Annotated in this window: 21 protein-coding genes; 16 read left to right on the plus strand and 5 right to left on the minus strand. The window is 50.9% G+C overall.

The window, feature by feature from the left end; translation table 11 throughout:
- The first annotated feature begins 4 nt into the window (after positions 1-4).
- From DPO_RS10835 to DPO_RS10850, 4 genes are all read left to right on the plus strand, one after another.
- Positions 5-910 carry a dihydropteroate synthase gene (locus DPO_RS10835; protein ID WP_024334007.1) on the plus strand — a complete coding sequence of 302 codons (906 nt, stop codon included), beginning with the start codon at positions 5-7 and terminating at the stop codon, positions 908-910.
- Between the two features lie 102 nt (positions 911-1,012).
- Positions 1,013-2,320: a mechanosensitive ion channel family protein gene (locus DPO_RS10840; RefSeq protein WP_006965929.1), complete on the plus strand. Its 1,308-nt coding sequence runs from the start codon at positions 1,013-1,015 to the stop codon at positions 2,318-2,320.
- Positions 2,321-2,429: 109 nt separating this feature from the next.
- The gene (locus DPO_RS10845; RefSeq protein ID WP_006965930.1) at positions 2,430-2,726 is read left to right on the plus strand and encodes a hypothetical protein; all 297 of its coding nucleotides are present in this window, start codon (positions 2,430-2,432) and stop codon (positions 2,724-2,726) included.
- A gap of 21 nt (positions 2,727-2,747) precedes the next feature.
- The gene (locus DPO_RS10850; protein ID WP_006965931.1) at positions 2,748-3,539 is read left to right on the plus strand and encodes an ATP-binding protein; all 792 of its coding nucleotides are present in this window, start codon (positions 2,748-2,750) and stop codon (positions 3,537-3,539) included.
- Positions 3,540-3,616: 77 nt separating this feature from the next.
- On the opposite strand, the gene DPO_RS10855 is transcribed toward DPO_RS10850, so the two are convergent.
- The 4 genes from DPO_RS10855 to DPO_RS10870 form a co-directional block, all read right to left on the minus strand.
- A complete protein-coding gene (locus DPO_RS10855; RefSeq protein WP_006965932.1) occupies positions 3,617-4,633 on the minus strand; it encodes a type I glyceraldehyde-3-phosphate dehydrogenase in 1,017 nt (338 codons plus the stop codon).
- Positions 4,634-4,771: 138 nt separating this feature from the next.
- Positions 4,772-5,062, minus strand: a complete 291-nt coding sequence (locus tag DPO_RS10860) for a DUF5320 domain-containing protein (protein ID WP_006965933.1) — start codon at positions 5,060-5,062, stop codon at positions 4,772-4,774.
- A gap of 26 nt (positions 5,063-5,088) precedes the next feature.
- Positions 5,089-5,445, minus strand: a complete 357-nt coding sequence (locus DPO_RS10865; RefSeq protein ID WP_006965934.1) for a DUF134 domain-containing protein — start codon at positions 5,443-5,445, stop codon at positions 5,089-5,091.
- Between the two features lie 93 nt (positions 5,446-5,538).
- Positions 5,539-6,624, minus strand: a complete 1,086-nt coding sequence (locus tag DPO_RS10870) for a tRNA-queuosine alpha-mannosyltransferase domain-containing protein (RefSeq protein ID WP_006965935.1) — start codon at positions 6,622-6,624, stop codon at positions 5,539-5,541.
- A 213-nt stretch (positions 6,625-6,837) separates the two neighbouring features.
- On the opposite strand from DPO_RS10870, the gene DPO_RS10875 reads away from it, so the two are divergent.
- The 3 genes from DPO_RS10875 (at position 6,838) to DPO_RS10885 (ending at position 10,089) form a co-directional block, all read left to right on the plus strand.
- Positions 6,838-8,142, plus strand: coding sequence for a radical SAM protein (locus DPO_RS10875; protein ID WP_006965936.1), 1,305 nt, complete (start codon positions 6,838-6,840; stop codon positions 8,140-8,142).
- A gap of 44 nt (positions 8,143-8,186) precedes the next feature.
- On the plus strand, positions 8,187-9,104 hold the full coding sequence (locus DPO_RS10880) for an ADP-ribosylglycohydrolase family protein (RefSeq protein ID WP_006965937.1): 918 nt from the start codon (positions 8,187-8,189) through the stop codon (positions 9,102-9,104).
- 436 nt (positions 9,105-9,540) lie between these two features.
- Positions 9,541-10,089, plus strand: a complete 549-nt coding sequence (locus DPO_RS10885; protein ID WP_006965938.1) for a PAS domain-containing protein — start codon at positions 9,541-9,543, stop codon at positions 10,087-10,089.
- 163 nt (positions 10,090-10,252) lie between these two features.
- Here DPO_RS10885 and DPO_RS10890 read toward each other — a convergent pair.
- Positions 10,253-11,709 (minus strand): ISNCY-like element ISDph1 family transposase gene (locus DPO_RS10890; protein WP_456072978.1). Its coding sequence is split into 2 segments (ribosomal slippage): positions 10,253-11,284 and positions 11,287-11,709, totalling 1,455 coding nucleotides; the frame shifts between segments, so codons are not numbered across the junction.
- A 275-nt stretch (positions 11,710-11,984) separates the two neighbouring features.
- Here DPO_RS10890 and DPO_RS24555 point away from each other — a divergent pair.
- The 9 genes from DPO_RS24555 to DPO_RS10945 all read left to right on the plus strand — a co-directional run bounded on the left by DPO_RS24555 (position 11,985) and on the right by DPO_RS10945 (position 25,969).
- A complete protein-coding gene (locus tag DPO_RS24555; RefSeq protein ID WP_006965940.1) occupies positions 11,985-15,773 on the plus strand; it encodes a PAS domain-containing hybrid sensor histidine kinase/response regulator in 3,789 nt (1,262 codons plus the stop codon).
- A 259-nt stretch (positions 15,774-16,032) separates the two neighbouring features.
- Positions 16,033-18,720: a CheR family methyltransferase gene (locus tag DPO_RS10905; protein WP_006965941.1), complete on the plus strand. Its 2,688-nt coding sequence runs from the start codon at positions 16,033-16,035 to the stop codon at positions 18,718-18,720.
- A gap of 3 nt (positions 18,721-18,723) precedes the next feature.
- Positions 18,724-19,542: a PAS domain-containing protein gene (locus DPO_RS10910; protein ID WP_006965942.1), complete on the plus strand. Its 819-nt coding sequence runs from the start codon at positions 18,724-18,726 to the stop codon at positions 19,540-19,542.
- A 633-nt stretch (positions 19,543-20,175) separates the two neighbouring features.
- Positions 20,176-20,703 carry an O-acetyl-ADP-ribose deacetylase gene (locus DPO_RS10920; protein ID WP_006965943.1) on the plus strand — a complete coding sequence of 176 codons (528 nt, stop codon included), beginning with the start codon at positions 20,176-20,178 and terminating at the stop codon, positions 20,701-20,703.
- A gap of 50 nt (positions 20,704-20,753) precedes the next feature.
- A complete protein-coding gene (locus DPO_RS10925) occupies positions 20,754-21,608 on the plus strand; it encodes a histidinol-phosphatase (protein ID WP_006965944.1) in 855 nt (284 codons plus the stop codon).
- Positions 21,605-22,354 carry an RNA methyltransferase gene (locus tag DPO_RS10930; protein WP_006965945.1) on the plus strand — a complete coding sequence of 250 codons (750 nt, stop codon included), beginning with the start codon at positions 21,605-21,607 and terminating at the stop codon, positions 22,352-22,354. The genes DPO_RS10925 and DPO_RS10930 overlap by 4 nt, the downstream gene beginning before the upstream one ends.
- 95 nt (positions 22,355-22,449) lie before the next feature.
- On the plus strand, positions 22,450-23,280 hold the full coding sequence (locus DPO_RS10935) for a universal stress protein (RefSeq protein ID WP_006965946.1): 831 nt from the start codon (positions 22,450-22,452) through the stop codon (positions 23,278-23,280).
- Positions 23,281-23,282: 2 nt separating this feature from the next.
- Positions 23,283-25,574: a hydrogen gas-evolving membrane-bound hydrogenase subunit E gene (gene mbhE / locus DPO_RS10940; RefSeq protein WP_006965947.1), complete on the plus strand. Its 2,292-nt coding sequence runs from the start codon at positions 23,283-23,285 to the stop codon at positions 25,572-25,574.
- On the plus strand, positions 25,571-25,969 hold the full coding sequence (locus tag DPO_RS10945; RefSeq protein ID WP_006965948.1) for a Na(+)/H(+) antiporter subunit B: 399 nt from the start codon (positions 25,571-25,573) through the stop codon (positions 25,967-25,969). The genes mbhE and DPO_RS10945 overlap by 4 nt, the downstream gene beginning before the upstream one ends.
- Positions 25,970-25,971: the final 2 nt, after the last annotated feature.

Here is a 25,971-nt window from a genome sequence, read left to right on the forward strand (position 1 = left end):
AAACATGATTCTATTTGGTGAAAGCCTGAATGTCATTTCCCGGGTCATCGGAAAAGAGTTCAAGGAACCGGATCCTGCCAAGCGGAACCCGGAGCCCATTCAGGCAGAAGTGGTCCGGCAGAAGGAACTGGGCATGGACTACATCGACATCAACCTGGGGCCTGCCAAGAAATTCGGCACCGAACTGATGCCCTGGGTGGTCAATGTGGTTCAGGAAGCGGTTCCGGGTATGCCCCTGCTGCTGGATTCTTCCAATATTGATGCCATTGAAGCCGGACTCAAGGTGTGCAAGCCGGCCGATGCTCCGCACATCGTTAACTCCATTATGGCCAGACCGGAACGGTATGAAAAAATGGTGCCCCTGGCGGCCCAGTATGATGCCGATTTTGTGGCCCTGATGTGGGGTCCTGAAGGGCTTCCCAGGGATGAAAACGAACGGGCCGCTCTGGCCGTGGAACTGCTGTATTTTGCCAATGAAGCCGGCATTCCCAATGAAAAAATCTGGGTGGACGGCATTGTGACCCCGGTGAATATTCAGCAGCAGCAACTCATGAGCCTGCTTAATTTCCAGATGATGATCGATGAGATCGCTCCGGGCGCCAAATCCACCTGCGGTCTGTCCAATGTATCCAATGGACCTCCGGAACATCTGCGGCCCATCCTGAACCAGACCTATATGGTCATGCTGTGGAAATACGGCATGAAATCAGTGATTGCCGATCCGTTAGACAAACAGCTCACGGCCATTGCCAAAGGCCAGCGCCAGGATGTCGTGGATCTGATCTGGGGCATGATGGACGGCAACGTGCCGGATATCTCCGGTCTTGACAAAGAACTGGCTGATTATGCCAAAACCTATAAAGTGATCATGGGCGAGACCCTGTATTCAGATTCATGGCTTGAAATCTAGCCGGAATCTGCTCTGTTTCGTTTCAAAGGCCCCTGTAACGACCGTTCAGGGGCTTTCTAATTTTTTAAGCAGACCGTGTGCCCGGTCAGGCAGATTTGACTTATGGATCCGGAAAATTTCAATGAATGGCTCGCATCTTTGCCCAAAGGGACTGAAGCGGTTTTACACAGTTTCAATATCACACCCACCCCGTTGATTTCTGTGGGCATTGCCCTGGGAATGATTCTGGTCATTGCCGTTATCACCCATTTTCTTTTGCACAAAGGGCTTCGGGTGTTTTTGGAACGTGGTGCTAAAAAATCACAGAAAATCTGGAAAACCGCTCTGCATGACGGCCCGTTGTTTCAACGGGTGGCGTTTACCATCCAGGCGGTTTTAATTCAGGTTCAGGCAAAATTATGGCTGGATCCGGAGACCCTGTCACTTGCAGTCATTTCCATGGTGACACGGCTGTGGATCATTTTATTCAGCTTGTTGACGGTATATGCCATTTTAGATGCCCTGCTGGATATATCCCGCCAGAACCGGTCCTTACGCGAATTGCCTTTACGGGGTATTTTTCAGAGCATCAAACTCATTACCGCAATCATGGCAATGGTGTTCGTGGCATCCACCATCATCGGCAAATCCCCCGTGATCCTGTTCAGCGGTCTGGGTGCCATGACCGCTGTGCTGATGCTGATATTCAAGGACCCCATCATGGGGCTGGTGGGCGGCATCCAGTTGTCCGCCAACCGCATGCTCAGTGTGGGCGACTGGCTGGAAATGCCGAAATACGGGGCAAACGGAGATGTCATCGATGTCACATTGACATCGGTCAAGGTGCAGAACTGGGATAAAACCATCACCACCATTCCCACTTATGCCTTGATTTCCGATTCGTTCAAAAACTGGCGGGGAATGCAGGAATCCGGAGGCCGGCGGATCATGCGCAATATCCACATCGATGCGACCAGCGTTTACTTTCTTTCCGAAGAACAAATTGCCTGCCTTGGAAAAGCATCCCTGCTCACGGAATATATGGATAAGCGTCTGGAAGAGATCAACCGCCACAATACCGCCCAGGAACTGGATATGACCTGCCCCATCAACGGCCGCCGCCTGACCAACCTGGGAACCTTCCGGGCTTATCTGGATCAGTATCTGCGCAATCACCCTGGAATTCACCAGGGAATGACGATGATGGTGCGGCAGTTGGAACCCGGCGCAGACGGGGTGCCGATCCAGATTTATGCCTTTGCCAACACCACGGCCTGGGTCGAATATGAAGGGATTCAAAGCGACATCTTCGATCATGTGCTGGCAGTGGTACCGCAGTTCGGATTGCGCCTTCACCAGACGCCAACGGGTCATGACATTCGTGCAGCAGTTTCTTCTTTGGAAGCCTTAAAAACTTTTTCGAGTGAATAAGCCGGGGCTGTGGCACTCAATCTAAGGAATATCTGTGTGGGTTCCCTTTATTTTATGCAATTCACCCTTATATTCAAATCCATAAACCCTAAAAAATGGACTGACTGGCATGGAAAGTATAAATATTGATGACAACTGGTATTACGTCATTGTTCAGAATCCCGATACGTCATTTGAAAAATTACTGGGATTCATCGATGAAAAAACCAATGAAAAGTTTTTGCCGGCATTCAAGACCAAACAGGATGCCCAGAAATGCTTTCAATTACTGCCCAAGGATTTGTTCAAAGAAAAATACGACATTCATGCCGTGATTGAAGATGATTTGCTTTCCACCGCTGAAAAAACCGAATATCAGGTTTTTCTGCTGGATGAAACCGGACAGATTCTCAAACCGTTAAACTAATACCACAGGAGCACTGTTTTCATGAGTTTAAAACTGGCATTCGGCGGCAAAGGCGGGGTGGGCAAAACCACGGTCACCGGTCTGATCGCCCGGACCATTGCCGCGCTGGACAAAGAACGCGCTGTGATCGCCATTGACGCGGACCCCGTGGCCAATCTGGCTGCGGCCCTGGGCATCGACGAAACCCAGCCCATCACACCCGTGGCTGAACTGTCCGATCTGATTGCTGAACGGACCGGTGCCAAACCCGGCACCATGGGCGGATTTTTCACCCTCAATCCCAAAGTGGATGATATTCCGGACCGGTTTTCTTTGGAAAAAGACGGGGTCAAGCTGCTGGTCATGGGAACGGTTCAGCAGGGCGGCTCCGGATGCATCTGTCCGGAAAGCACCATTTTAAAAGCCCTGATGAATCACCTGGTTCTGGCCCGCAATGAAGTGGTGGTCATGGATATGGAAGCTGGAGTAGAACATCTGGGCCGGGCCACTTCCGGATCCGTGGATGCCTTGGTGGTGGTGGTGAATCCGGGGAAACGCAGCCGGGTGGCAGCGGACAAAATCCGGAAGCTGGGACAGGATATCGGGATCAAAAATATTGTGGTCTTAGGCAACCGGGTCGCTTCTGAACAGGACAAGACCCTGATCAGAGAATCCATGCCCGATTACCCGATCCTGGGATTTTTGCCGGAAATGGATGAAATAATTCAGGCGGACCGGGACGGCACCCGGCCCTTTGACAATCCAGACAATATTCCGGAAGAAGTGGTCCGCATCGCCCGGAAGCTGATGGCTCTGGACGGATCAAACGCCTGATAACCGGATCAAACCGATTATCCCCCCCCTGTCAAAGGGGGCAGCCCTTTCATTGAAAGGGAGTTGTTCACCCCTTGTCAGGCCGTGGTAAGCGCGGCAATGGTGGTGTCCAGCATGCGGTTGGCATAGGCCCATTCATTGTCGAACCAGGCCTGAACCTTGACCAGACGGCGGCCGGACACCCGGGTCTGGGGCAGATCGATCACAGCGGATCGGGGATCATGGTTAAAATCACAGGACACCAGCTGTTCATCACTGACCCCGAGAATCCCGGACAATGCGTTTTGAGAGGCCGCCACAAGCAGATCATTAACCTGCCGGGCATGGGTATCCGTATTCACCGTCATCGTGATGTCCATCATGGACACATTCACGGTGGGCACCCGGATGGCCAGGGTTTCAAACCGGCCGGCCATGTGCGGCAGAATTCTGGCAATACCTTTGTCCAGGGAGGTGGACACCGGGATAATGGACTGCAAGGCAGACCTTGTTTTGCGCAAGTCTTTATTGTATGCGTCAATCACGGGTTGATCATGCATGGCTGAATGAATGGTGGTGGTCACCCCGCTCTCGATGCCCAGATGGGTATCCAGGACATGCAGAATGGGAATCAGACAGTTGGTGGTGCATGATGCATTGGAAATCACCGTGTGTTCTTTTTTCAGGGTGTGGTGATTCACCCCGAACACAATGGTGGCATCCACCTCATCTTTGGCCGGATGGGAATAAATCACCTTTTTCGCCCCGGACAGCAGATGCAAAGCAGCGGATTCCCGGTCATTGTAAACCCCGGTGCAGTCCAGCACCACATCGATGTTCAAATCTTTCCAGGGCAGATTGACAATATTTTTTTCCTGAAACAGATGGATGACGTCTTTCCCGATGCGCATGTTTTTTCCTGTTTTTTCCACAGACAAGGGAAACCGGCCATGGGTGGAGTCATACCGGGTCAAATGAAACAAGGTGTCGGAACAGCCGATCTCGTTGATGGCTCCAAGTGTCAATTGCCCCAGAAAACGCTCGGATTCATACAGGGCCCGGACCACACAACGGCCGATGCGGCCGTATCCATTGATTGCAATCGTATATGTCATATTTTTTCCTGCCTGGCACGCGTATTTGATATTACAGGATGATCCTATACCACAGCAGGACGGACAAGTTAAGGAAAATAAAGGAAAAAAAAAGGCCGGAGACAGAGATGTTCCCCTGCCCCGGCCAACGTTGAGTGGTTATTCATTGAGCTGCTGCCGGATGGCAGCCAGTTCGGATTCCAGCCATTCGGCCCGCTGTTTCAGTTCATCCGGGGATTCCGGTGCCGCCGGAGCAACGGCCCGGGGTCCCATTCCTCTGCCGCCGAAACCGCCCTGGGCCCATCTTCTGCCCCGGCCGAATCCCGGCCCGACCCCCCGGCCGAATCCTGCATCGTATCCGGCATAACCGGCATTTCCAGTACACAGCCCTCTGCCGCGACCGGTCATGGGGCCCTGATTTTCAGGTCCTCTTCTGTTCAATCCTGGCATGATATCGCCTCCTTGATGTGTTTGGGTTATGATCGGTCGGAACGGCCGCACCGGCCCCCACCCCTGTGGCGACGCCTTCCGCGGCCGGATCGGTTATCATCGATGTGATAACATCCCCCCGACACTGTGAGACGGCACCCTGCCACCACGGCTTTGGCCAGCTTGAATCGCCCGGCCCGAAGGATCCTGCCCACGGTTTGCCGGGAAACATTCATGATATCGGCCGCCTGTGTCTGATCCAGGCCGTCATAATCAATCAGTCTCACAGCCTCGAACTCCTCCAGGGACAGGATCACTTCTTCGGCCGGCACGATTCCCCGGGGGACAAACTCCGTTACCCGGGGAACCGCATCGATATATCTGGGTCGTTTGGGTCGTGGCATGGCCGTCTCCTTTTTGATCATTTGACCATAATATAGTACTGCCGGATTCCGGCGTCAAGGAAAATAATGATCAAATGATCAAAATAATTCCGCTCAAGTGATTGTTTCCAGAAGATCATCAAACTCAAGAGCCCGGATTTCCCAGGAAAATGCCTGCATATGCCGGGACAATTCGTTTCGCTTGTCCACACAGGCACGGGGTTGCTGCAAATGAAAACTCAGTTTTTCCACAAGCTGGTTTTCCGTACGAAAAAAAATATCAGGGTGTAATTTTTCCGGCATAAGTTCCGGATAGGAAAGCCGGCAGGGCAGCAACGGAAAACACCCGAACCGCACCGCTTCCACCACGGAAATGCCGAAATTTTCCTGGATGGCCGTGGACACCACCACCTGCCCTGCTGCCAGCCATTTTTCATATGTCTTTCGGGAGGGTTCATACCCGAACACCTGAATTTCATTGTCCAGCCGTTCTCTGGCCTGATCAAACACAGCCGGATACCGATCATATTTTTCTCCCAGCACGGCCAGTCCAAACAAGATGCCTCTTTTTTTGAGCCGCACCAGCACCTTGAAAAACAGGTCCGGTTGTTTGTCATATTCCCAGCGATGGTTCCAGATAATCAGCGGAGACGTCTGGGCAGCGGAAGCCAACGTGTCCGGTGTGGACGGAAACCGGCACCCGGGATACACGACCCGGGCTTTTTTCTGAATCTGATCCACCATGTTTTTGGGCCGGGGGGCCGGCATCTGTTTAATCAGATGCCGGACTTCCTTTAAAAATGCCGATAAATGAAAATGTGAATTAAACCATATCTGATCGGCAGCCAGGGCGGAATTGACGTTGATCAACCCGGCATCCATATCCGGTTTTCGCTGCCGTGCCTTGGCTGAAAGCGGATAAGACATCTGATTTTCATGAAAATACAACACCAGCGGCGGACAATCAGGTCCGGCCAGGGCTTTGAATTGCGCCACATCCATCATATCCGTGGCAAAGACCAGATCGTAATCCCTGACCTGGTTGATTTTCTGCAAAAAATTCAGGGAAGCGGTCCGCATCCGCCACCGCCAGTATTCCGGTGCCAGGGTCAGCAATGTGATGTCATGCCGGGAGTGGGCCGTAAACCCGGTGGCAAAATCCTGGTGGGATCCCCCGAAAAACGGTTCCAGAAAAAGCATCTTCACTGTGGTTCGCCTTTGTTTCTTTGGTTGGTACAGCCCTTTTAGTACCTGTTTTAACGAGGCGGGTCAACCTCTGGTGAACCCCGGGCCCGTCGAAAAAATCATTGCCATGGGGCCTTTGAAGATTATAGTATACTTAAATGGTATTTAAAAAAGCGCCTGTGATAAAGGCGCTGCAATGAGTTAACCATAAAAAGGTCAGAATTTCTTTTGCTTCAGATCAGAGATCCTTATAAAACAACACATCCGGAAACCGCCTATCAAACCGATGACCTTTCCATTTTTCTGAACATCCGGGGAAACAATGAATATGTCAAGGTCAGTTACCCCGTGAAATACGGCATTTTTTCCCGCCTGGAAACCCGGGAGATGATACTGGAGTTCAACCTGAACCATGAAATCAAACACGCCAGATCCAAAACCCGCCACTGGCTTCACCCATCGGAATGGCTCAAGCGGACGGTGGGAAACGACTGGATCTATTATTCCAGCGGCGGTTATTCCGGGGTAGTTGAAGCCATCGGTGAATATTATCTTCCCAATTTCATGTATGCCACCAATTCCCTTCTGGGGGGCAAACCATTTGAATTTCCCGTTATCGCAGACCTGTGTTCATCCTGGCAGGACATGATGGCCGGCATCCCCGGTGCATTGCCTGACATGCCGGACCCGATTGCAGACTGGCTTGAAAAAGCCAAATCCATCCATGGCCCGGACCTGGAAAAAAAAGCAGATCATCTGTTTGACATCAGCGGCGCCAGAGCCACGGTCCTGCCCCCGGATGCCCGGCATTCCGACTATAACCTGATCCCATTGACCATTGCCGACGGATGTCTTTACAAATGCCGGTTCTGCAAGGTGAAAAACAAAAAACCGTTCACTCCCCGGTCCCGGACCGATATCCAGCAACAGATCCAGGCATTGAAACTGCTGTACGGGCCGGATCTTATCAATTACAATGCACTTTTTTTAGGGGAGCACGATGCCTTGTGCGCCCCCAAAGACCTGATCCTGTTTGCGGCCAACCAGAGTCATGACGCGTTCGGATTTGCCCACAGCTTTATGAAAACCCCACGCATGTATCTGTTCGGCAGCGTGGATTCTTTGCTCAACGCAGACATGACCTTGTTTGAAGCCCTGAACCGCCTGCCCTTTGACACATACATCAACATCGGCCTGGAATCCCATGACCAGGCCACCCTGGACCGGATCGGAAAGCCCATCACGGCAGAAAAAGTGAGCCTGGCCTTCGACCGCATGGGTGAAATCAACCAGACCTTTCCAAAAATCGAAATGACGGGTAATTTCATCATGGACGACCATTTGCCCCCCACCCACATCCAATCCATGCTGGACCTGGTCAGAGACCGGATTTCCCGCCCCGTCCCCAAAGGCAGTATCTATCTGTCACCGCTTCGATTTGGAAAACCATCCCGGGAAGTGCTCTATGATTTCTACCGCCTGAAAACGGCCAGCCGCCTGCCCATGTTTCTGTACATCATCCAGCGGCTGTAGTTTGTTGACGCATACCATCTACCGCAACCCAAGGAGGTAACCAAATGAACCAAACCGACATTTATCGAAAAATGCTGTCCGGTGTCATGGCTGCGTTTGCCGCAGACACCCTGGCCTTGGGCGTTCACTGGGTGTATGATGTGTCCCGGATCAAAGAGCGGTACGGCCGTCTGGACCATCTGATTGCCCCTGAGATCGCTCCGTTTCATAAAAACAGGCAAAAAGGGGATTTTACCCATTATGGGGACCAGATGCTGGTGCTGCTGGCATCTTTATGTCACTGCAACGGTTTTGACGGGGACGATTTTGCGGCCCGGTGGCAGGCCCTGTTTGATCATTATAAGGGATACCTGGACGGGGCCACCCAAAAGACCCTGGCCGGTTTCCAGGCAGGCAGGTCACCGTCTGAAGCCGGATCTGATTCCACGGATCTGGGAGGAGCCGCCCGCATGGCGCCCCTGGCCCTGTTTTACGCCCACAATGCCGATTCATTCATGGATTGCGCCCAACACCAGACCGCCATGACCCACAACCACCCCCTGGTTCTGGACACGGCCCGCTTTTTTGCCCAGGCTGCCCTGGAAACGGCCAAGGGAACCGGCCCGGCCACTGCCATCCGCTCTGCGGCAGAACACCTGCCGTCCGGATCTCCCATCGCAAGCCTCGTGGACAAAGGCCTTGCCAGTGCTGAAAAAGAAACCACCCAGGCCATCTCCAGTTTCGGTCAGGCCTGTGACACCACCGAAGCCCTGCCCGGCACGATCCACCTGATCGCCCGGTACCAGCAAGACCTGGAAACTGCGTTGATCGAAAATATCATGGCCGGCGGTGATTCTTCCGCCAGAGGCATCCTGTGCGGCTTTATCCTGGGCATTCACAACGGGCTGGATGCAATTCCCCAAAACTGGCTGGAGGAGATGACGGCATTCGACAAAATCAAGACCCTGACCGGCGGTATGTGACATGCCGGCATGACAGATCTGCATGGTTCAATTTAAAAATTCATGACAGATTCCCATTTTTCAACCAGAGTCAAAGATGTTTCAGGATTCAACACCCGGTACCGGACATACATAGTTTTTTTCAATCACCATGGGAATCATTGTCAATGATATTGAAATTATGTTTGAATATGAAAAGAATCAAGGAGTGTTGCAATATCAGCAACTGTTAGCCTATCCTTATTGTGAGTGCTGAGAAACCAAATCCTGGGTCCGGAATTGCTCCAGCAAAAACGTGATCAAATTGATGGAAATTTTTTGCAATATCCGGACTTTTGCTGTAACGTCATTTTCAGGAATTTTCCCAGATACCATTTCAATAGTTGAAGAGTGGCAAATTTGCCCACAATGCAAGGTATTTGCAATTTTAACACATTTGATACAATAGGTCCTGCCAATGCCTGAACAGCTCACCTATGAAGCGCTTGAACAGAGGGTCAAAGAGTTGGAAGCATCCGAATCTAAAACCCATAAGATCTTAGAGGCACTGCAGCAGAAAGAATATTTATACGACAATCTGTTTAAGAACATGCTACATGAGGTACATGTCTGGAAACTCGTTCTCGATGATTTCGACAAAATCAAAACCTGGAAATTAGTGGATGCCAATCCAGCTGCTCTGAAATCATGGAATAAATCCTTATCTGATGTTATCGGCAAAACACCTGATGAAATGTTTCCAGGTTCTGATGCAACGGAACAATTCATGCCTGTCGTGGAGAAAATATTTACGGAAGGCAAACCACATATTTGGGAATCACATTTCCCAGATTCAAATCAATTTCTCCACATGGTTAGCATTCCACTGGGAGAATATTTTATCAGCACTGGTTTAGACATCACCGAACGTAGGCAAGCTGGTAAGGCTCTGCGTCAAAAACATGAAATGCTAAAATGCACTGAAGCCATTGCTAATATAGTGGCTGACCGGAAACCCCTATTTTAGGATTTTCCGAGGCCGATGCCTGACATAATTTCCAATTAATGTTTTTCCTGCTATCACAAACCTGGCAAAGTGCTTCAATATTTGTCGTTTTTTAACGACTTTCCCATTTTTTGGACACACCTGTAGTGTTTGACGTGCTACTTTTTGATGCGACGGCCTTTTTTTACGCGGCTTTTCGCTGTTCAGACCGTTGCAGCTGCTTCAGCCTTTTTTGTTGTATATGATGACCCATAATCTGGAGATTTCTTGCCAGAACAGACAGACCTACATATCTTTTAAATCCTTGAATGCCATGATCCGGGCATCTGTCCAGACCATGATTTTCCAACCCGTTTATGGCCGATTCCACCGCTGAATGTTTTCTTTTTAAACGAATAAAATCGTCTGCTGTTTCTTCTTCAAATTCAGCCTTGTTGCATCTGCCTTTTTTCGGGAGCACCAAAATGCTCAATGTATCCTTCAGGTCCTTTTTGTTACCAGGTGTATAAAACCCTTTATCAAAACTGCATCCCTTGAGACCAGAAAATTTGTTTTGGGCCGACGTTACCATTGCAACGGCCACTTTATCATCGGTTTCTTGCTCCATCACCCGGTGGTGCAGGATAAACCCATACTGGTCTTCCAGGATGCATACCCGCAGTCCCAATTCTTGGGGAACACCGGCTTTGCCTTTTGAAATCCATTCTGTATGGGGTTCGAAAATTGAAAAAATCTTGTCTTTATGTGGGATCTTTTCATCCTGCAAAACCCGGCGTTTTATCAGGCCAATTTGCCAAAGCGCATAATTGATGTATGTTTGCAACTCTTCCACTCGGGCTTCATTCATAATATCGGAGGACTCCGTCATTTCAATGGTCAATTCCGCTTTTGAAATGTATTTTTCAGCAAGTTCAATATAAGCTTTGTGTGCATCCATGATCTGCCGGGCTCTTTTGGCCTTTTTCTTTTCATCCGCGGATGTGGAATGTTTCAATCGCTGAACTATCCGATACAGCCGTTTAAATTTTTTGATATTATATGCTGATTGCCGCCACATACTCGTTCCAATGCCCTGGCTGATAATAGCGGCAATTTGAATCATTTTTCGGACTGCATCAAAAAGCAGGTTGATGTCTGTGGGAAAATGAACATCGGTTTCAACAACGAATGAATCACACCGTCCCATCAACACCTCTTCGTCCGAAGTTTTTTTTTCATCAGAAGTTTATGACCTTCTTGTACAACCAGGGTGTTGATTTTATCAAGAATGTCAGGTGTCAGAAGCCTGACATTATCTTTTAAGGTCTGGAGCGGATAGGTTATGTCATCGTCCATCATGCCATGACCCAGCATCTGCCTCAATGTTCTGTGGTTGTTCACCATCTCCCGGAGTTTATCGTAATCCCAATTGCAATTGAGCCGTATGGTGCCCATCACAAGAATTTTCCACAGGTCCATTCCCGGACGTCCATTTTTGGAGTCGGTGTCTTCCGGAATCACATTTTTGAGGATGACAAAAACTTTTTCTCGAAGTTCTTGATCGCAATAGATATGCTGGAGCCCCAAAAGTAGCTTGGGAATTTCATCCCTGGCTCTCATGTCAAGTTTGATTTGGTCGATAGGGGTCTGCCCGAATGTCATTTGTAGGTTCAAAATTTTACGCTAAAACAACCTCGAAGTTTTGTTGGGGTGTTGAAATTTGAACTGCTTTCTATGACTCTCAGTTTTTTTAAAATCTCTTTAATTATTAATTGGTTATATTAACATAGTAATCAGTTAAAATCAACAAGTAATTCAATTTCAAGTAAAGATTTCAAACAAATTTTAGCCATTATACCCATGAAAAACGTGGGGTTTTGAGTTTTCGGTCACACACTAATATAGGTAGTTGGGAATGGGATATTGAGACAGATACGGTGACCTGGTCAGATGAACTTTACCGGATATTCCAACTTGATCCTTCTGAAAAGGCTCCTAGATGGGACGAACATCCAAAATTGCTATCTCCAGAAGATTTTGAAAAATTAAATCAGGCCGCAGAAAAAGCGATATCTGATGGAGAACATTATGAGGTTGAGCTTCAGGCCATTCGTAAAGATGGAGAAATCCGAATATGTAAATCCAAAGGGTTTCCTGAAATAGGAAAGGATGGAAACGTTGTTCAACTTTTTGGTTTGTTTCAAGACATTACAGACAGCAAGCGGGTTCAGAATGAGTTAGTTAAGAGCGGAAAACAATTTAAAAATCTTTTTGAATCGACACCAATCGCAACATTCGTATGGAGATGTAAAGGTTCTGAAATAATTTTGTGTGATATCAACGATGCGGCTGTTCGAATGACCCATGGCAAAGGTGAACAATTCGTTGGCCGTTCAATTGACCAGATTTATCATGACCGACCCGATATGCTCAACAAATTCAAAGTTTGCCTTACAAGCAAAATGAATATTGTTTATGAGACAGAATATGTCACTCGTGGGACAGGTCTTGAACGCTTTATTGTTTTTACATTCGTATATATATCTGATGAGTTGTTGATGCTGCATGCCGATGATATAACTGACCGGAAAGAAGCAGAAAAGGCATTAATTGAATCGGAACAGAAATGGCGGAACATTTTAGTCAACACCCCACAAATCGGCATCTCGCTTGATACGCAAGCAAAAATCATATTTGCAAATGAACATTTTCTCAAAATGACGGGTTGGGGAAGGCGCGAGATCATCGGTCAAGATTGGTTCGACCTGTTCATTCCTGAAAAGAAAAAAGAAGAAATTCGACAAGTCTTTTTATCCAGCATAAATCAAAAGGATACGCTTAAGTTTTCAAACTATGAAAATGAAATTATAACCAAATCAGGCGCGTTAAAAAATGTGGCGTGGTCTAATCTCGTCACTAAAAACATGCAGGGGGACGTTGTTGATATAACCTGCCTTGGCATTGACCTGACTGAACGGAAAAACTATGAAAAACTCCTTGAAAAGAAAAACACGGATTTAAGACTGGCTCAACGTATCGCATCTATTGGTACGTGGACTCTGGACCCCGAAATCGGTGTGCCGGAATGGTCTGAGGAAATTTATCGAATCTATGAACGTGACCCGAATCTTGGTCCTTATACACTCGATGAATATCAGAATATCTATAAAGGGAAATGGTTTGAAAAGTTCACTTCAGCCATTCAAGGTGCCATTTTTGATGGAACGCCTTACGACATTGAGTTGAAACTTGAATTGCCAACTGGCAAAGAAAAGTGGGTCCATGCCATCTGTGAGCCAGAGCCCGAAATCGGTCAAAAAGGGCATAAGGTTCGCGGGACCATACAGGACATCACAAATAAAAGGCAGGCGGAAGAGGCTCTTCGGGAAAGCGAGGACTTTCTCAACCGGACGGGTGATATGGCGCGGGTGGGTGGCTGGGAGGTTGACCTCGATACCAACCGGGTCATCTGGACGCAGACGACCGGGCGTATTCACGAGCTCCCGGACGGGTACTTCCCGGACCTTGAGGAGGCGATCGGCTACTACCATCCGGAAGATCAGGACCATGTTCGCCAGTGCGTTCAGCGTGCGATCGAAAACGGAGAGTCGTTTGACTTCACGGTCCGCCTCATCACCGTTAAAGGGCGGGAGCGTTGGGTCCACGCTCTTGGCCAACCGGTCGTTGATGCCGGCCGCTGCGTTCGGCTCTCAGGTACGTTCCAGGACGTCACCCAAGCGAAGCAGGCGGAGCTGGCGCGTGAGGCATCGGAGGCACGCTACGCACGTCTTGCCGCGAACATCCCTGGCGTTGTTTTCCAGAACCTGCAGCACAGCGACGATCCAACCGACGACGAGTTCCCCTACATCAGTCCTGGCATTCACGACCTGTTCGGGCTCACGCCGGAAGAAGTCATGCGTGACAGCAGCTCAATTTGGGCGTTGATTCATCCCGACGACTCGGCTGCGCTGACCGACTCCATTCAACATGCGGTGGAAACCGGCGCATACTGGAACTATGATTTCAGAGTCACCACCACCGGCGGGGAAACCAAGTGGGTGCGCGGCATGGCTAGCCACGAGAGGCAACCCGACTGCAGTATTTTCTGGGACGGCTTGTTTCTGGACATTTCAGACCCCAAGCGGACAGAGAAGGCATTGCGTAGAAGTGAAGAACGCTTTTCTCTGGCCATGGAGGCCTCAAAAGACGGTATTTGGGACTGGGACTTAACAACTGGCGAAATTTATTGCAGCCCGAGTTTAACATCCATGCTGGGATATAATTCCAATGATGTTATCGAAAGTGTGGATCAATGGCAGGAATTGATTCACCCGGATGACAGGCAGAAAGCTTATCAGTCAAACATCGACTGCGTAAATAACCTAACAGATTCTTTTGAAGTTGAATACCGCATGCAAACTCAAGACGGCGGTTGGAAATGGATTGTTGGTCGCGGCAAAGCCGTCCAAAGGGATGCATCCGGAAGGGCATTACGCATAATAGGCACACATCGGGACAATACCGACCACAAGCGGGCGGTGGCGGAAAAAGAAACTCTGCAGGCCCAGCTCCATCAATCTCAAAAAATGGAATCTGTGGGCCGTTTAGCAGGCGGGGTGGCCCATGACTTCAACAACATGCTGGGAGTGATTTTGGGACACACTGAACTGGCATTGTTGCAGGCAGATGAAAACCATGATCTGTATGGTGACCTCAAAGAAATTCAAACTGCAGCACAGCGGTCTGCTGATGTAACAAAGCAGCTGCTGGCGTTTGCCAGAAAACAGACCTTTTCCCCTAAGCAACTGGATTTGAACGATACCGTGGAAAGTATGCTCAATATGTTGCGCCGGCTTATTGGTGAAGACATCGATCTGGTATGGAAACCGTCCACCCATATCTGGCCAATTAAAATGGACCCGACACAGGTAGACCAGATCCTTGCCAATCTGTGTGTCAATGCCCGGGATGCTATTGACGGTGTGGGAAACGTCACGATTGAAACCGGAATCAGTAAAATTGATGAAAAATATTGCGACGAACACCCGGGCTTTGTCCCGGGCAATTTTGTCATGCTGGCAGTCAGCGACAACGGCTGCGGCATGGACAAGGATACTCTGGAAAATCTGTTCGAACCTTTTTTCACCACCAAGGAGGTGGGAAAAGGGACCGGCTTAGGGCTTGCTACTGTCTATGGAATCGTCAAACAAAACAATGGTTTTATCAATGTTGACAGCGAACCTGGTCAGGGTTCTACCTTTAATATTTACTTGCCACCTATGGTTGAAAATGAAGAAGATGACCAGACAATGTTTCCAAAAAAATCAACTGCTGGAGGAACCGAGACCATCCTTTTGGTTGAAGATGAGCCCTCTATTCTCAGGATGACACAGATAATGCTGGAAAGGAAAGGATATGCCGTATTGGCCGCAACCACACCGACAGCGGCCGTGGAAAAAGCAAAAGACCATTCCGACCCCATTGATCTGCTTATCACGGATGTGGTCATGCCGGAGATGAATGGCAGAGATCTGGCTGGACAGATCACTGCGCTTTATCCCGACATCCAACTTTTGTTCATGTCCGGGTATACAGCGGACGTCATAGACCATCAGGGAGTATTGGATGCAGGAGTGGCTTTTATCCAGAAGCCATTTTCAATGGCGGATATGTCAGAAAAGGTGCGAGAAGTTTTGGATGAGGCCAAGAACCCCACTCAAGGATGATTATCCAAATCGAAAATATTCACGGCCGTGAAAAATCATGGCTACCATTAATATTCAATACCTGCTATGGTCCGTTAACACAGGAAATATTGGGCAAGTATGCAAAGAATCATAACTTTCACTGATCGACTTTTGTTTTTATCGCTGTACTCTTGGGTTACCATTTTATCTTATCAACATCATCCTAAAATCTCCCCTGTGGATAGGGGGGAGACGATTCACCTCAAATACCTTCCTGACCCTTTCAAAGGCAATTGACATGGCCAGTAAAAAGAAAAAAACACCTGTAGTCAAGGATGATTCATCGACAAAAGTTAAAACAGGGATAAAGCCAAAAGAAGATATAAGGTTTCCCGTCGTTGGCATCGGTGCTTCAGCCGGTGGACTGGTGGCCATCGAAGCATTCTTCTCAGGCATGCCTGCTGATATTGATCCTGGCATGGCATTCGTCCTGGTGCAGCACCTTGCCCCGGATCACAAGAGTATTCTCACCGACCTTGTCCGGCGTTATACCCGTATGCAGGTCTTTGAGGTCAGTGACGGGATGGTAGTCGAGCCCAACTGCGCCTACATCATTCCTCCCAACCGGGACATGGCTTTTTTCAATGGCAAGCTTCAGTTGCTGGAGCCAATCGCTCCCCGGGGCCAGCGCCTGCCCATCGACTTCTTGTTTAGGTCTCTGGCCCAAGATCAGCGCGAACGCGCCATTGACGTCGTATTGTCCGGTACGGGGAGCGATGGGACCCTGGGAATAAGGGCCATTAAGGGCGAAGGCGGCATGGTCATGGCTCAGACCCCTGATTCAACCGAGTACGACGGCATGCCCCGCAGTGCCATAAACACCGGGTTAGTGGACTATAAGCTCCCCCCGGCCCAAATGCCTTTACAGATTATAGCCTATGTGGCCCAGGCCTTGGGCAAAAATACCCAGGCAGTATCCGAACCAACTCCCAAGGTCGAGAACACCCTGAATAAAATTTTTATCCTGCTGCGCGTCCAGACCGGCCATGACTTTTCTCAGTATAAACCCAGCACCATCCTCCGCCGTATAGAAAGACGTATGGCCGTGCACCAGATCGAAACAATGACCGGATATGTCAAATACCTGCAGCAGACTCCGGCAGAAACTGAAGCCCTTTTCCGTGACCTATTAATCGGTGTGACCAATTTTTTTCGTGATCCAGATGCCTTTAAGGCTCTTCAGGAACAGGTTATCCCCAAGATTTTTGCTGATAAGCCATCCGGCGGTGTGATCCGGGTCTGGGCTTCAGGATGTTCCACCGGTGAGGAAGCCTATTCCCTGGCCATCCTCCTGGCTGAACATCAACAAACCGTGAAACAGCGTTTCAAGGTACAGGTCTTTGCCACCGACATTGACAGCCAGTCAATCAGCACAGCCCGAATCGGCCTTTATCCGGCCAGCATCGCTTCTGATATTCTGCCCGAACACCTGACACGCTATTTTGTGGCCGAACCTGGCAGCACCTATCGCATTCACAAAAGCATCCGGGACATGCTTGTGTTCTCCGAGCAAAACGTAATCAAAGACCCGCCCTTTTCAAAGCTCGACCTCATCAGCTGCCGTAATCTCATGATCTATATGAACGGGGACCTGCAGAAAAAACTTATTCCCCTGTTTCACTATGCGCTGAACCCTGGAGGATTTCTCTTCCTGGGCACTTCGGAGACCGTTGGTGAATATGCTGACTTGTTCTCGGTGGTAGACAGAAAACTCAAGCTTTATCAGCGTAAAGATGACAGTCACAGCACACAGCGCAAGGCCTGGGGAGGGTTTCTGCCACCCATGACAGCAATGACCACGCCCCTCCAGCCATCGGTAATTAAAAACACTGAATTAGCAAAATTGCCTTTGCGTGAACTGACGGAACAGGCTCTCCTTAAGCACTTCGCTTCAGCCGGAGTTCTGGTCGACAGCCGGGGTGATATCCTCTATCTCCACGGACGAACCGGCATGTACCTGGAGCCTGCCCCAGGAGAATCCGGTGTCAACAACGTTTTATCCATGGCACGGGAGGGACTGAAACAAGAGTTGACCATGGCCCTGCAAAAAGTATCTGCATGCAAAGAGATTTTGCGCCATCCAGGCCTGAGGGTTAAAACCAACGGTGATCATACTGTGGTCAACCTGACAGTCAGTCCGGTAGCAGCGGACCCTGCCGCAATACCCTCATCAACACCCTTGTACCTCGTAATCTTGGAGGAAGCCCCTCCTGTTGAACAGAGTTATGTCCCAAAGGCAGCAGCGGGTCAGGATATGCCCGGAACCGATGATTCTGACACAGAGACCCGCATCAAGGAACTCAAACAGGAGCTTCGGGCCAAGGAAGAATACCTCCAAACCAGCAATGAGGAGTTGGAGACCACCAACGAGGAACTCAAGTCCTCGAACGAAGAGATGCAGTCTGTGAACGAAGAACTGCAATCCACAAACGAAGAACTGGAGACCTCAAAGGAGGAGCTGCAGTCAGTTAATGAAGAGCTTTCAACGGTTAACGCTGAACTGCAGGCTAAGGTGGCAGACCTGCAACAGACCAATAACGATATGAACAACCTGCTGGCCGGCACTGGTATTGCCACTATTTTCGTGGATCATCAACTGCGTGTTCTGCGTTTCACCCCGACTGCAACCCGGATCATTAACCTGATTCCGGGCGATGTTGGGCGACCCGTAGGCCATGTGGTGGCCAATCTTATCGACTACGACAGCCTGGTGGCTGACGCTCAGGCCGTGCTGAACACGCTGGTACCGAAGGAGGTCAACATTCAGACAACGGTTGGTAAATGGTACACAATGCGCATCCAGCCGTACCGTACCCTGGATAATGTAATTGAGGGCGCAGTTCTAACATTCGTTGACATCAGCAGGATAAAGCAGGTTGAAGCTGAGTTGGCACAAAGGAAAACTCCGGGAAATGCAAAGAGGTAAAAAATGAAACGCAAGGATATCCCAACAGGACAATCTGACCAGTTTAAAAAACAGGCGCTTCGCAGACGTGCCGAAGAAATTGCACTGGCAAATGCAACGCAGCCGAGAAAAAATACAGATACATACTCCCCTGAAGCTATGCGGCAGACAATCCATGAACTGCGAGTGCATCAGATTGAACTCGATATGCAAAATGCGGAACTACGTCGGGCACAGGTTGAATTGGAAGCTCTTAAGGAACGCTATTTTGATTTGTATGATCTGGCACCAGTTGGATATTGCACTATCTCTGAAAGTGGTCTGTTCCTGGAAGTCAACCTTGCAGCAGCGACAATGCTGGGCTCGACCCGAAAAGCGCTGGTCAAGCAACCGATTTCCCGGTTCATCTTCAAAGAGGACCAGGATATATATTATCTGCACCGTGAAAAGCTCTTCAAAACTGGTGAACCGCAATCGTGTGAATTGCGGATGGTGAAAAGTGATACTACAACATTCTGGGTGAACATAGAAGCCACCGTGACCCGAGACCATGATGGCATATCTGTTTGCCGTGCATTAGTGAACAGTATCACAGAGCGAAAACAATTGGAGGCTGGTCGGGAGCAATTGATATCAGAACTTCGGGAGGCTTTGGCACAAGTTAAAACAATGAGTGGTCTTCTGCCCATCTGCAGCCACTGTAAGAAAATCCGTGATGACAAAGGATATTGGAAACAGATTGAAAGTTATATCCATGAACATTCGGATGCAGAATTCAGTCATAGCATCTGCCAAGAATGTGCGAAGAAATATTACCCCGATATGGATATTTATGACGATTGAATGGACTTTCGATTAATTATCCGAAAGGAGAGTATTCACGGCTCCGAAAAATCAAGGATACCGACAGTATTCAAAATTTACCAGCAGGGGAAATTCCCACTCGAATAAGAGTTTAGATCATATGGCGGGAACCAGGACCGCCTTCCGGAAAAGACACAATCGGAGTGCATATTCCGGAAAAATTTGGAATAAGGGCGTTTCCGCCAAAAGTAAGCCTTGGCCATTTTTTTGATGGGCTGACAAAATGACCCATGCCTTGGGTGGATGAAAAAATATCAGTGGGGTCATGTCCCATGAGCCTTTTTGAAAACCTGAAACCCCTTGACTGGCAATGGTTTGAGAGTATGTATTCTTAAATCTGTTTTTGAAAATATTAGAAATACAAAATTTTGTATTTCTAATATTTTTTTTGGCAAAGGTGCTGAAAGTGACGTCAATCAAGGATATACGCGCTGCCAGATTTTATGACAGTACCGATAATTTCCCCGTTAAGGATCATTATCCCTAAAAATGAAAATCCATTGGTTGAAAAATTTTATGATCCCAGTACAATCCAATTAAAACCCAACGTCAGGTTGAGGGATTCTGTCCTGACCCAGAAGGTTGAGACCATGAAAAAAAGGGGCATCAGAGATGAAAAATATGGATACCATAAAGATTGTCCAGGGGGATATCACCACGGCTGAAGTCGATGCCATCGTTAATGCCGCCAACTCCCGGATGCTGGGGGGCGGCGGTGTGGACGGTGCGATTCACCGGGCGGCCGGCCCGAAACTGCTTGACGTATGCAAAAAAGTTCCGGCGGAAAACGGGGTCCGTTGCCCTGCCGGTGAGGCCCGGATAACTGAAGCCGGAAACCTGACAGCGAAATATGTCATTCATACGGTGGGGCCCAGGTACGGGGTTGACCGGCCCGCTGACAGACTGCTGGCATCCGCCTATCAGAACAGTCTGGATCTGGCCGTGTCCCATGGGTGCCGGTCCATAGCATTTCCGGCCATTTCCTGCGGCGTTTACGGGTATCCCCCCAAAGAGGCGGCCCGCATTGCAGTTTCCGTGTGCACACAGCCTGAATATAAAGAGATGACGAAATATTTTTATCTGTTCAGCGAAAAGATGGCCGCCATCTGGGCCACGGCTCTGAGCCTCACCGGCATGTGAAGGTCTGAAACCCCTTTTCATTGGCCGCATTTAATGGTACAACCCGGTCCATGACACTTTCGGGCCCCATATCCCTTCACGGTGGACATTCCGGTGAATTCTGCTGCCATGCCCGGGACGGGCTGGCCGATATCATTGCCCGGTATATTCACATGGGTTTCAGACAGGTGGGGATCACGGAGCATATCCCGCCCGTGCACGAAACATTTCTGTATCCCGAAGAGATTGAACAGGGCCTGACCGTGGATTTTATGTATCAGCGGTTTGCCCGGTATTTTGCGGCCGTCAGACAGCTGCAAGCGGAAATGGCGGACCGGATCCGGATCTTTGCCGGCATGGAAACCGAAGCCTTTACGGGCTACCTGCCCCATGTCCGGCACCTGGTGGCTGAATTTTCACCCGATTATCTGGTGGGATCCGTGCACCATGTGGCAGACATCTGCTTTGATTATTCTCCCCAAACCTATGAGGCTGCGGTCCGTGCCTGCGGGTCGGTCAAAGACCTGTACCTGGCATATTTTGACCGGCAGTTTGAGATGATCGATGCGGTCCGGCCGTTTGTGGTGGGGCATTTCGACCTGGTGCGCATCCATGACCCTGATTATGCCGCACGGGTGCTGCACCCGGAGATCGCTGCCAAAATCGACCGGAACCTGGATCTGATCAAAGACTTGAATCTTGTCATGGACCTGAACCTGCGACCCCTGACAAGAAGCGAAGCAGAACCCTATCCCACCCGATCCATCCTGGAAAAAATCCGGTCCCGGGAGATTCCCATGGTGCCCGGAGATGATTCCCACGGGGTGGCCCAGGCCGGAAACCATGTGGAGACAGGCATCCGCCTGCTGGAACAGATGGGATTTGATCTTTACTGGCCGGTTCCCCGGCTTCTGGAAATAAAATGAATGCCCCCTATCTTGTCATTGTGCTGAAAGAACCCCAGGGGCCCCTGAATATCGGATCCGTGTGCCGGGCGATGATGAACTTCGGACTCACCCGGCTGCGCCTGGTAAACCCCTGCAAGGAATTCAAATCCCTGGATGCCCGGAAAATGGCGCTTGGCACGGTGGAGATTCTGGAAAACGCAGACGTGTATTCAGACCTGCACACCGCGCTGGCAGATATCCATCTCACCTTCGGCACCACCCGCAGGTTCGGCAAATACCGCAAAAATTTTCTCACCCCGGCCACGGCGGCCCGGCAGATCAGTGAATCCGGCCCGGACGTCCGCTGCGCCCTGCTGCTGGGAAGAGAAGACACGGGCCTGGAAACCAGGGACCTGGACCTGTGCCAGCGGTTTGTCACCATCCCCACCCATGATGCCTACCCCTCCATGAACTTAAGCCATGCCCTGGCCGTGCTGTTGTATGAAGTGTCGCTGAAATCCGATCTTTCCGGCAATTTTCACGACCCCTGCCCCAAACACCCGGCCCCGGGAAAAGAGATTGAAGCGTTGTATGCCCACATGCGCCAAACCCTGCTGGACATCGATTTTCTGGATCCCCAGAACCCGGATCACCTGCTGCGGACCTTTCGCCGCCTGTTCGGGGATGCCGGGCTGACTTCCCGGGATGTCCGGATCCTCCAGGGACTCATGAGCCGCATCGACTGGACCGAAAATCAGCGCAGACAAGGGATCAAAACCCAGTAAACCCCATCCTGATCTTCTTGTTTTCCTTGACAAATCCCTTGTCCCATGGCTTAAAATGGACACGCGGACAATTTATAAAAGGAGACCCAAGACCAATGATCAAACGAATTCTTGTGGGACTCGGCGGCACCCCGTTCACTGCTGCCGCCACCCAGTGGGCCACGGAGCTGGGAGATCTTCACCAGGCACAACTGACCGGTGTCACCATCGTCAATACCAAAAAACTGGAAAAAGTGGGGCCCGTTCCGGCCGGGGCCTCGGCTTATGCCCAGCGCATGCGCGAAAACAACGTCCAGGTGACCAAAGAAGGCACGGAAAAAGCCATTGCCCTTTTCAAGGAACATTGCGGCAAACAGGCAGTGGTGTGCCGCCGCATCAAATATGAAGAAGGCGACACATTCGAGGCCATGATCGATGAAGACCGGTTCAACGATCTGACCATTTTCGGCCTGCGCAGTATTTTTGAATACGGGTTTGTGGAAGATCCGGACAAGGCCATCCTCAAGCTGCTGCGCCAGGGGGTCCGGCCCATTCTGGCCGTGGCGGAAAAATACCGGCCCGTCAAAACCGTGGTCGTCGCGTTGAGCGGGTCCATGGAATCGGCCAGAGCCACCCGGGATTATTTGCAGTTAAATCCCTGGCCCGGGGCTGAAATCCGTCTGGTCCATTTCACGCACCACCAAAAACCGGAACCGTTTCTGCTGGAAAAAGCCGCAGATTACTGCCAGGCCCACGGATTTGAAGTCCATACCGACCTGATGGACGGAAACCCCAAAACCGATCTGCTGGCCTATGCCCATGAACACAATGCCGATCTCATCGTCATGGGCAACAGCTCCCGGAACATTATCAAACGAAGTCTGCTGGGCGACACGGTTCTGGAAACCATCCATTCAGCGGATATTCCTTTGTTTCTGTCCCAGTAGGCATGCGGATCAAACTGCCTGACACCGAGGCTGTCCCGGACTGCTGCCGGAAAGGGCTATATTCCTGCCTGCTGCCGTCAGGCCTTTTTGCGCTGTTGTGCCTGGCCTGGCCCCGGGTGGTGAACGGGGATGTTTTCACGGTTCAATGGGCCTGGGTGCCCAGCCTGGATCTGAACCTGGTGTTCCGCCTGGACGGGTTGAGCCTGTTGTTCGGTCTGATTATCACCATGACCGGATTTTTTGTCACGGTCTATGCATCCAGTTATATGGCGGGCCATCCTCAGACCGGCCGATTTTTTGTGTTTCTGCACGCATTCATGATCGCCATGCTGGGCATTGTGTTCGCCGACAACCTGCTGCTGATGTTCATCTGCTGGGAAGCCACCACGATTCTGTCGTTTCTGCTCATCGGATTTGACCACGGAAAATCCGAAGCCCGGGAAAACGCCCGCCAGGCCCTGCTGGTCACCGGGGCCGGTGGCCTGTTCCTGCTGATGGGAATTCTGCTGCTCAAATCAGCCGGCTTTTCCATGACATTGAGCGCCTTAAGCGAATCCGCGGATGTGATCCGAAATCATGTCCTGTATCCGGCGGTTTTCATCTGTTTTATAGTGGGGGCCATGACCAAATCCGGGCAGGTGCCGTTTCATTTCTGGCTGCCCAACGCCATGAGCGCACCCACCCCCATCAGTGCGTTCCTCCATGCCGCCACCATGGTCAAGGCCGGCATTTACCTGCTCATGCGGCTGCACCCGGTCTTAGGGGGCACGACCCTGTGGATGAGCACCCTGGTGCTGGTGGGCGGGGCCACGGCCCTGTGGGGGGCGATCCAGGCCCTGGGTCCCTGTGACCTGAAACGCATCCTGGCCTACACCACGCTCATGGCCTTAGGGATTCTCACCCTGTTCCTGGGCGGGCAGACCGTGCTGTCTTTGACCGCAGCCACCACATTTTTCATGGTCCATGCCCTGTATAAGGCCGCTTTGTTTCTGGCAGTGGGCAGCATCGACCATGCGACCGGAACCCGGGACCTGAATCATCTGGGGGGACTGGCGACCCGCATGCCTTTAACGGCCCTGGCCGTGGCCGGGGCCACCCTGTCCATGGCCGGATTCCCTTTGTTTTTCGGATTTATCGGCAAAGAGATCATGTATGCGGGGTCCCTGGCCGAAGAGATGTTTCCTTTGTTTGCCACAGGCATCACCCTGTCAGCCAATGCCCTGATGACGGCTGTTGCCGCCATTATTTTGCTCACCCCGTTTGCCGGCACGTTGCCGATACACTTAAAAAACACCTGCGAAACCCCCTGGACCATGCGGATCGGGCCGGCGTTCATGGGGCTTCTGGGGGTGGTATTCGGGATCATGCCCGAATGGGTATCAGAAAACCTGATCCAGCCGGCCGTGTTCGCGTTTCATCCGGACAGGGAAGAGATCCGGCTGTTCCTGTTCCACGGCATCAATCTGCCGCTGGTTTTAAGTATCATCACCCTGACATCCGGTGCTGTGATCTACTGGCAGAAAATTCGTATGCGCCGGGGGATCCGTTTTCTCACAGACCACCTGTGGGTGACCACGCCGGGGCTTTACCAGTCCGGTTTGACCCGGTTTCTCACCACGGCGGCCACTGTGACCCGGATCCTCCAGAACGGGTCTTTGTCCTCCTATATGTCGGTCATTGTGTTCACCCTGGTGCTTTTGACAGGCAGTGTCTGGCTGCCCCATGCCGCTGACATTGTCTCCATACCTGCTGTTACCGGCCCATACATTGCCATGGGCCTGTTTGTCTTTGTTCTGGGGGCTGCCGCTGTGGTGGTGACGGCCCGGCACCGGCTGGCTGCCATCGGCGGGCTCGGCGGTGTGGGCGGGGGCGTGGCATTGATATTTCTGGTGTTCGGGGCCCCGGATATTGCGTTGACCCAGCTGCTGGTGGAAACATTGACCTTGATTTTTGTCTCCCTGATTCTGTTGCGCCTGCCCCCCATGGAACCCATCATCAAACCCGGTGCCACTTCCCGGGCGCGCACCCTCAGAAATGCCATTTTATCCATAAGCGCGGGCCTGGCGGTCTTCACCCTGATTTCAGGGGTTGTCAGCAACCCTCTGGACCGGAGTCTGACCACGTTTTTTGAAACCCACAGCTATCTTTCAGCCCACGGCCGGAACATTGTCAACGTCATCCTGGTGGACTTCCGCAGTCTGGACACCTTAGGGGAAATCTGCGTGATCGTGCTGGCCGCCTGGGCCGGTGTCCATCTGATCCGCCGGCCGTTCAGCCAAAGGAAAGCGCTGTGAAATCCGTGATCCTGAAAACCGCCACCCGGTTGATGATCGGGTTGATGCTGGTATTTGCCGTGTATGTATTTCTGCGGGGACACCATGAACCCGGCGGGGGATTTTCCGCCGCCCTTCTGGCCGGCACGGCGTTTTCCCTGCTGGCCATCACAAATGGGACCGATCATGTCCGCAAAGCCATTCGAATCCGCCCGTCCATCATGGCCCTGTCCGGCCTGGCCCTGGCCGCGGGTGCCGGACTGCCGGCACTTTTTTTTGGGAAACCCTTTTTGACGGGCATCTGGTGGCAGACAGAGACATTTGCCGCGGGTACGCCCCTGCTCTTTGATTCAGGGGTTTTTCTGGCCGTACTTGGAGCGATTCTGTCCATTTTGCTGGCCCTGGAGGAGAACTGAAA

Origin of the sequence: Desulfotignum phosphitoxidans DSM 13687, assembly GCF_000350545.1 — a bacterium.
In the GTDB taxonomy this organism is placed as follows: domain Bacteria; phylum Desulfobacterota; class Desulfobacteria; order Desulfobacterales; family Desulfobacteraceae; genus Desulfotignum; species Desulfotignum phosphitoxidans.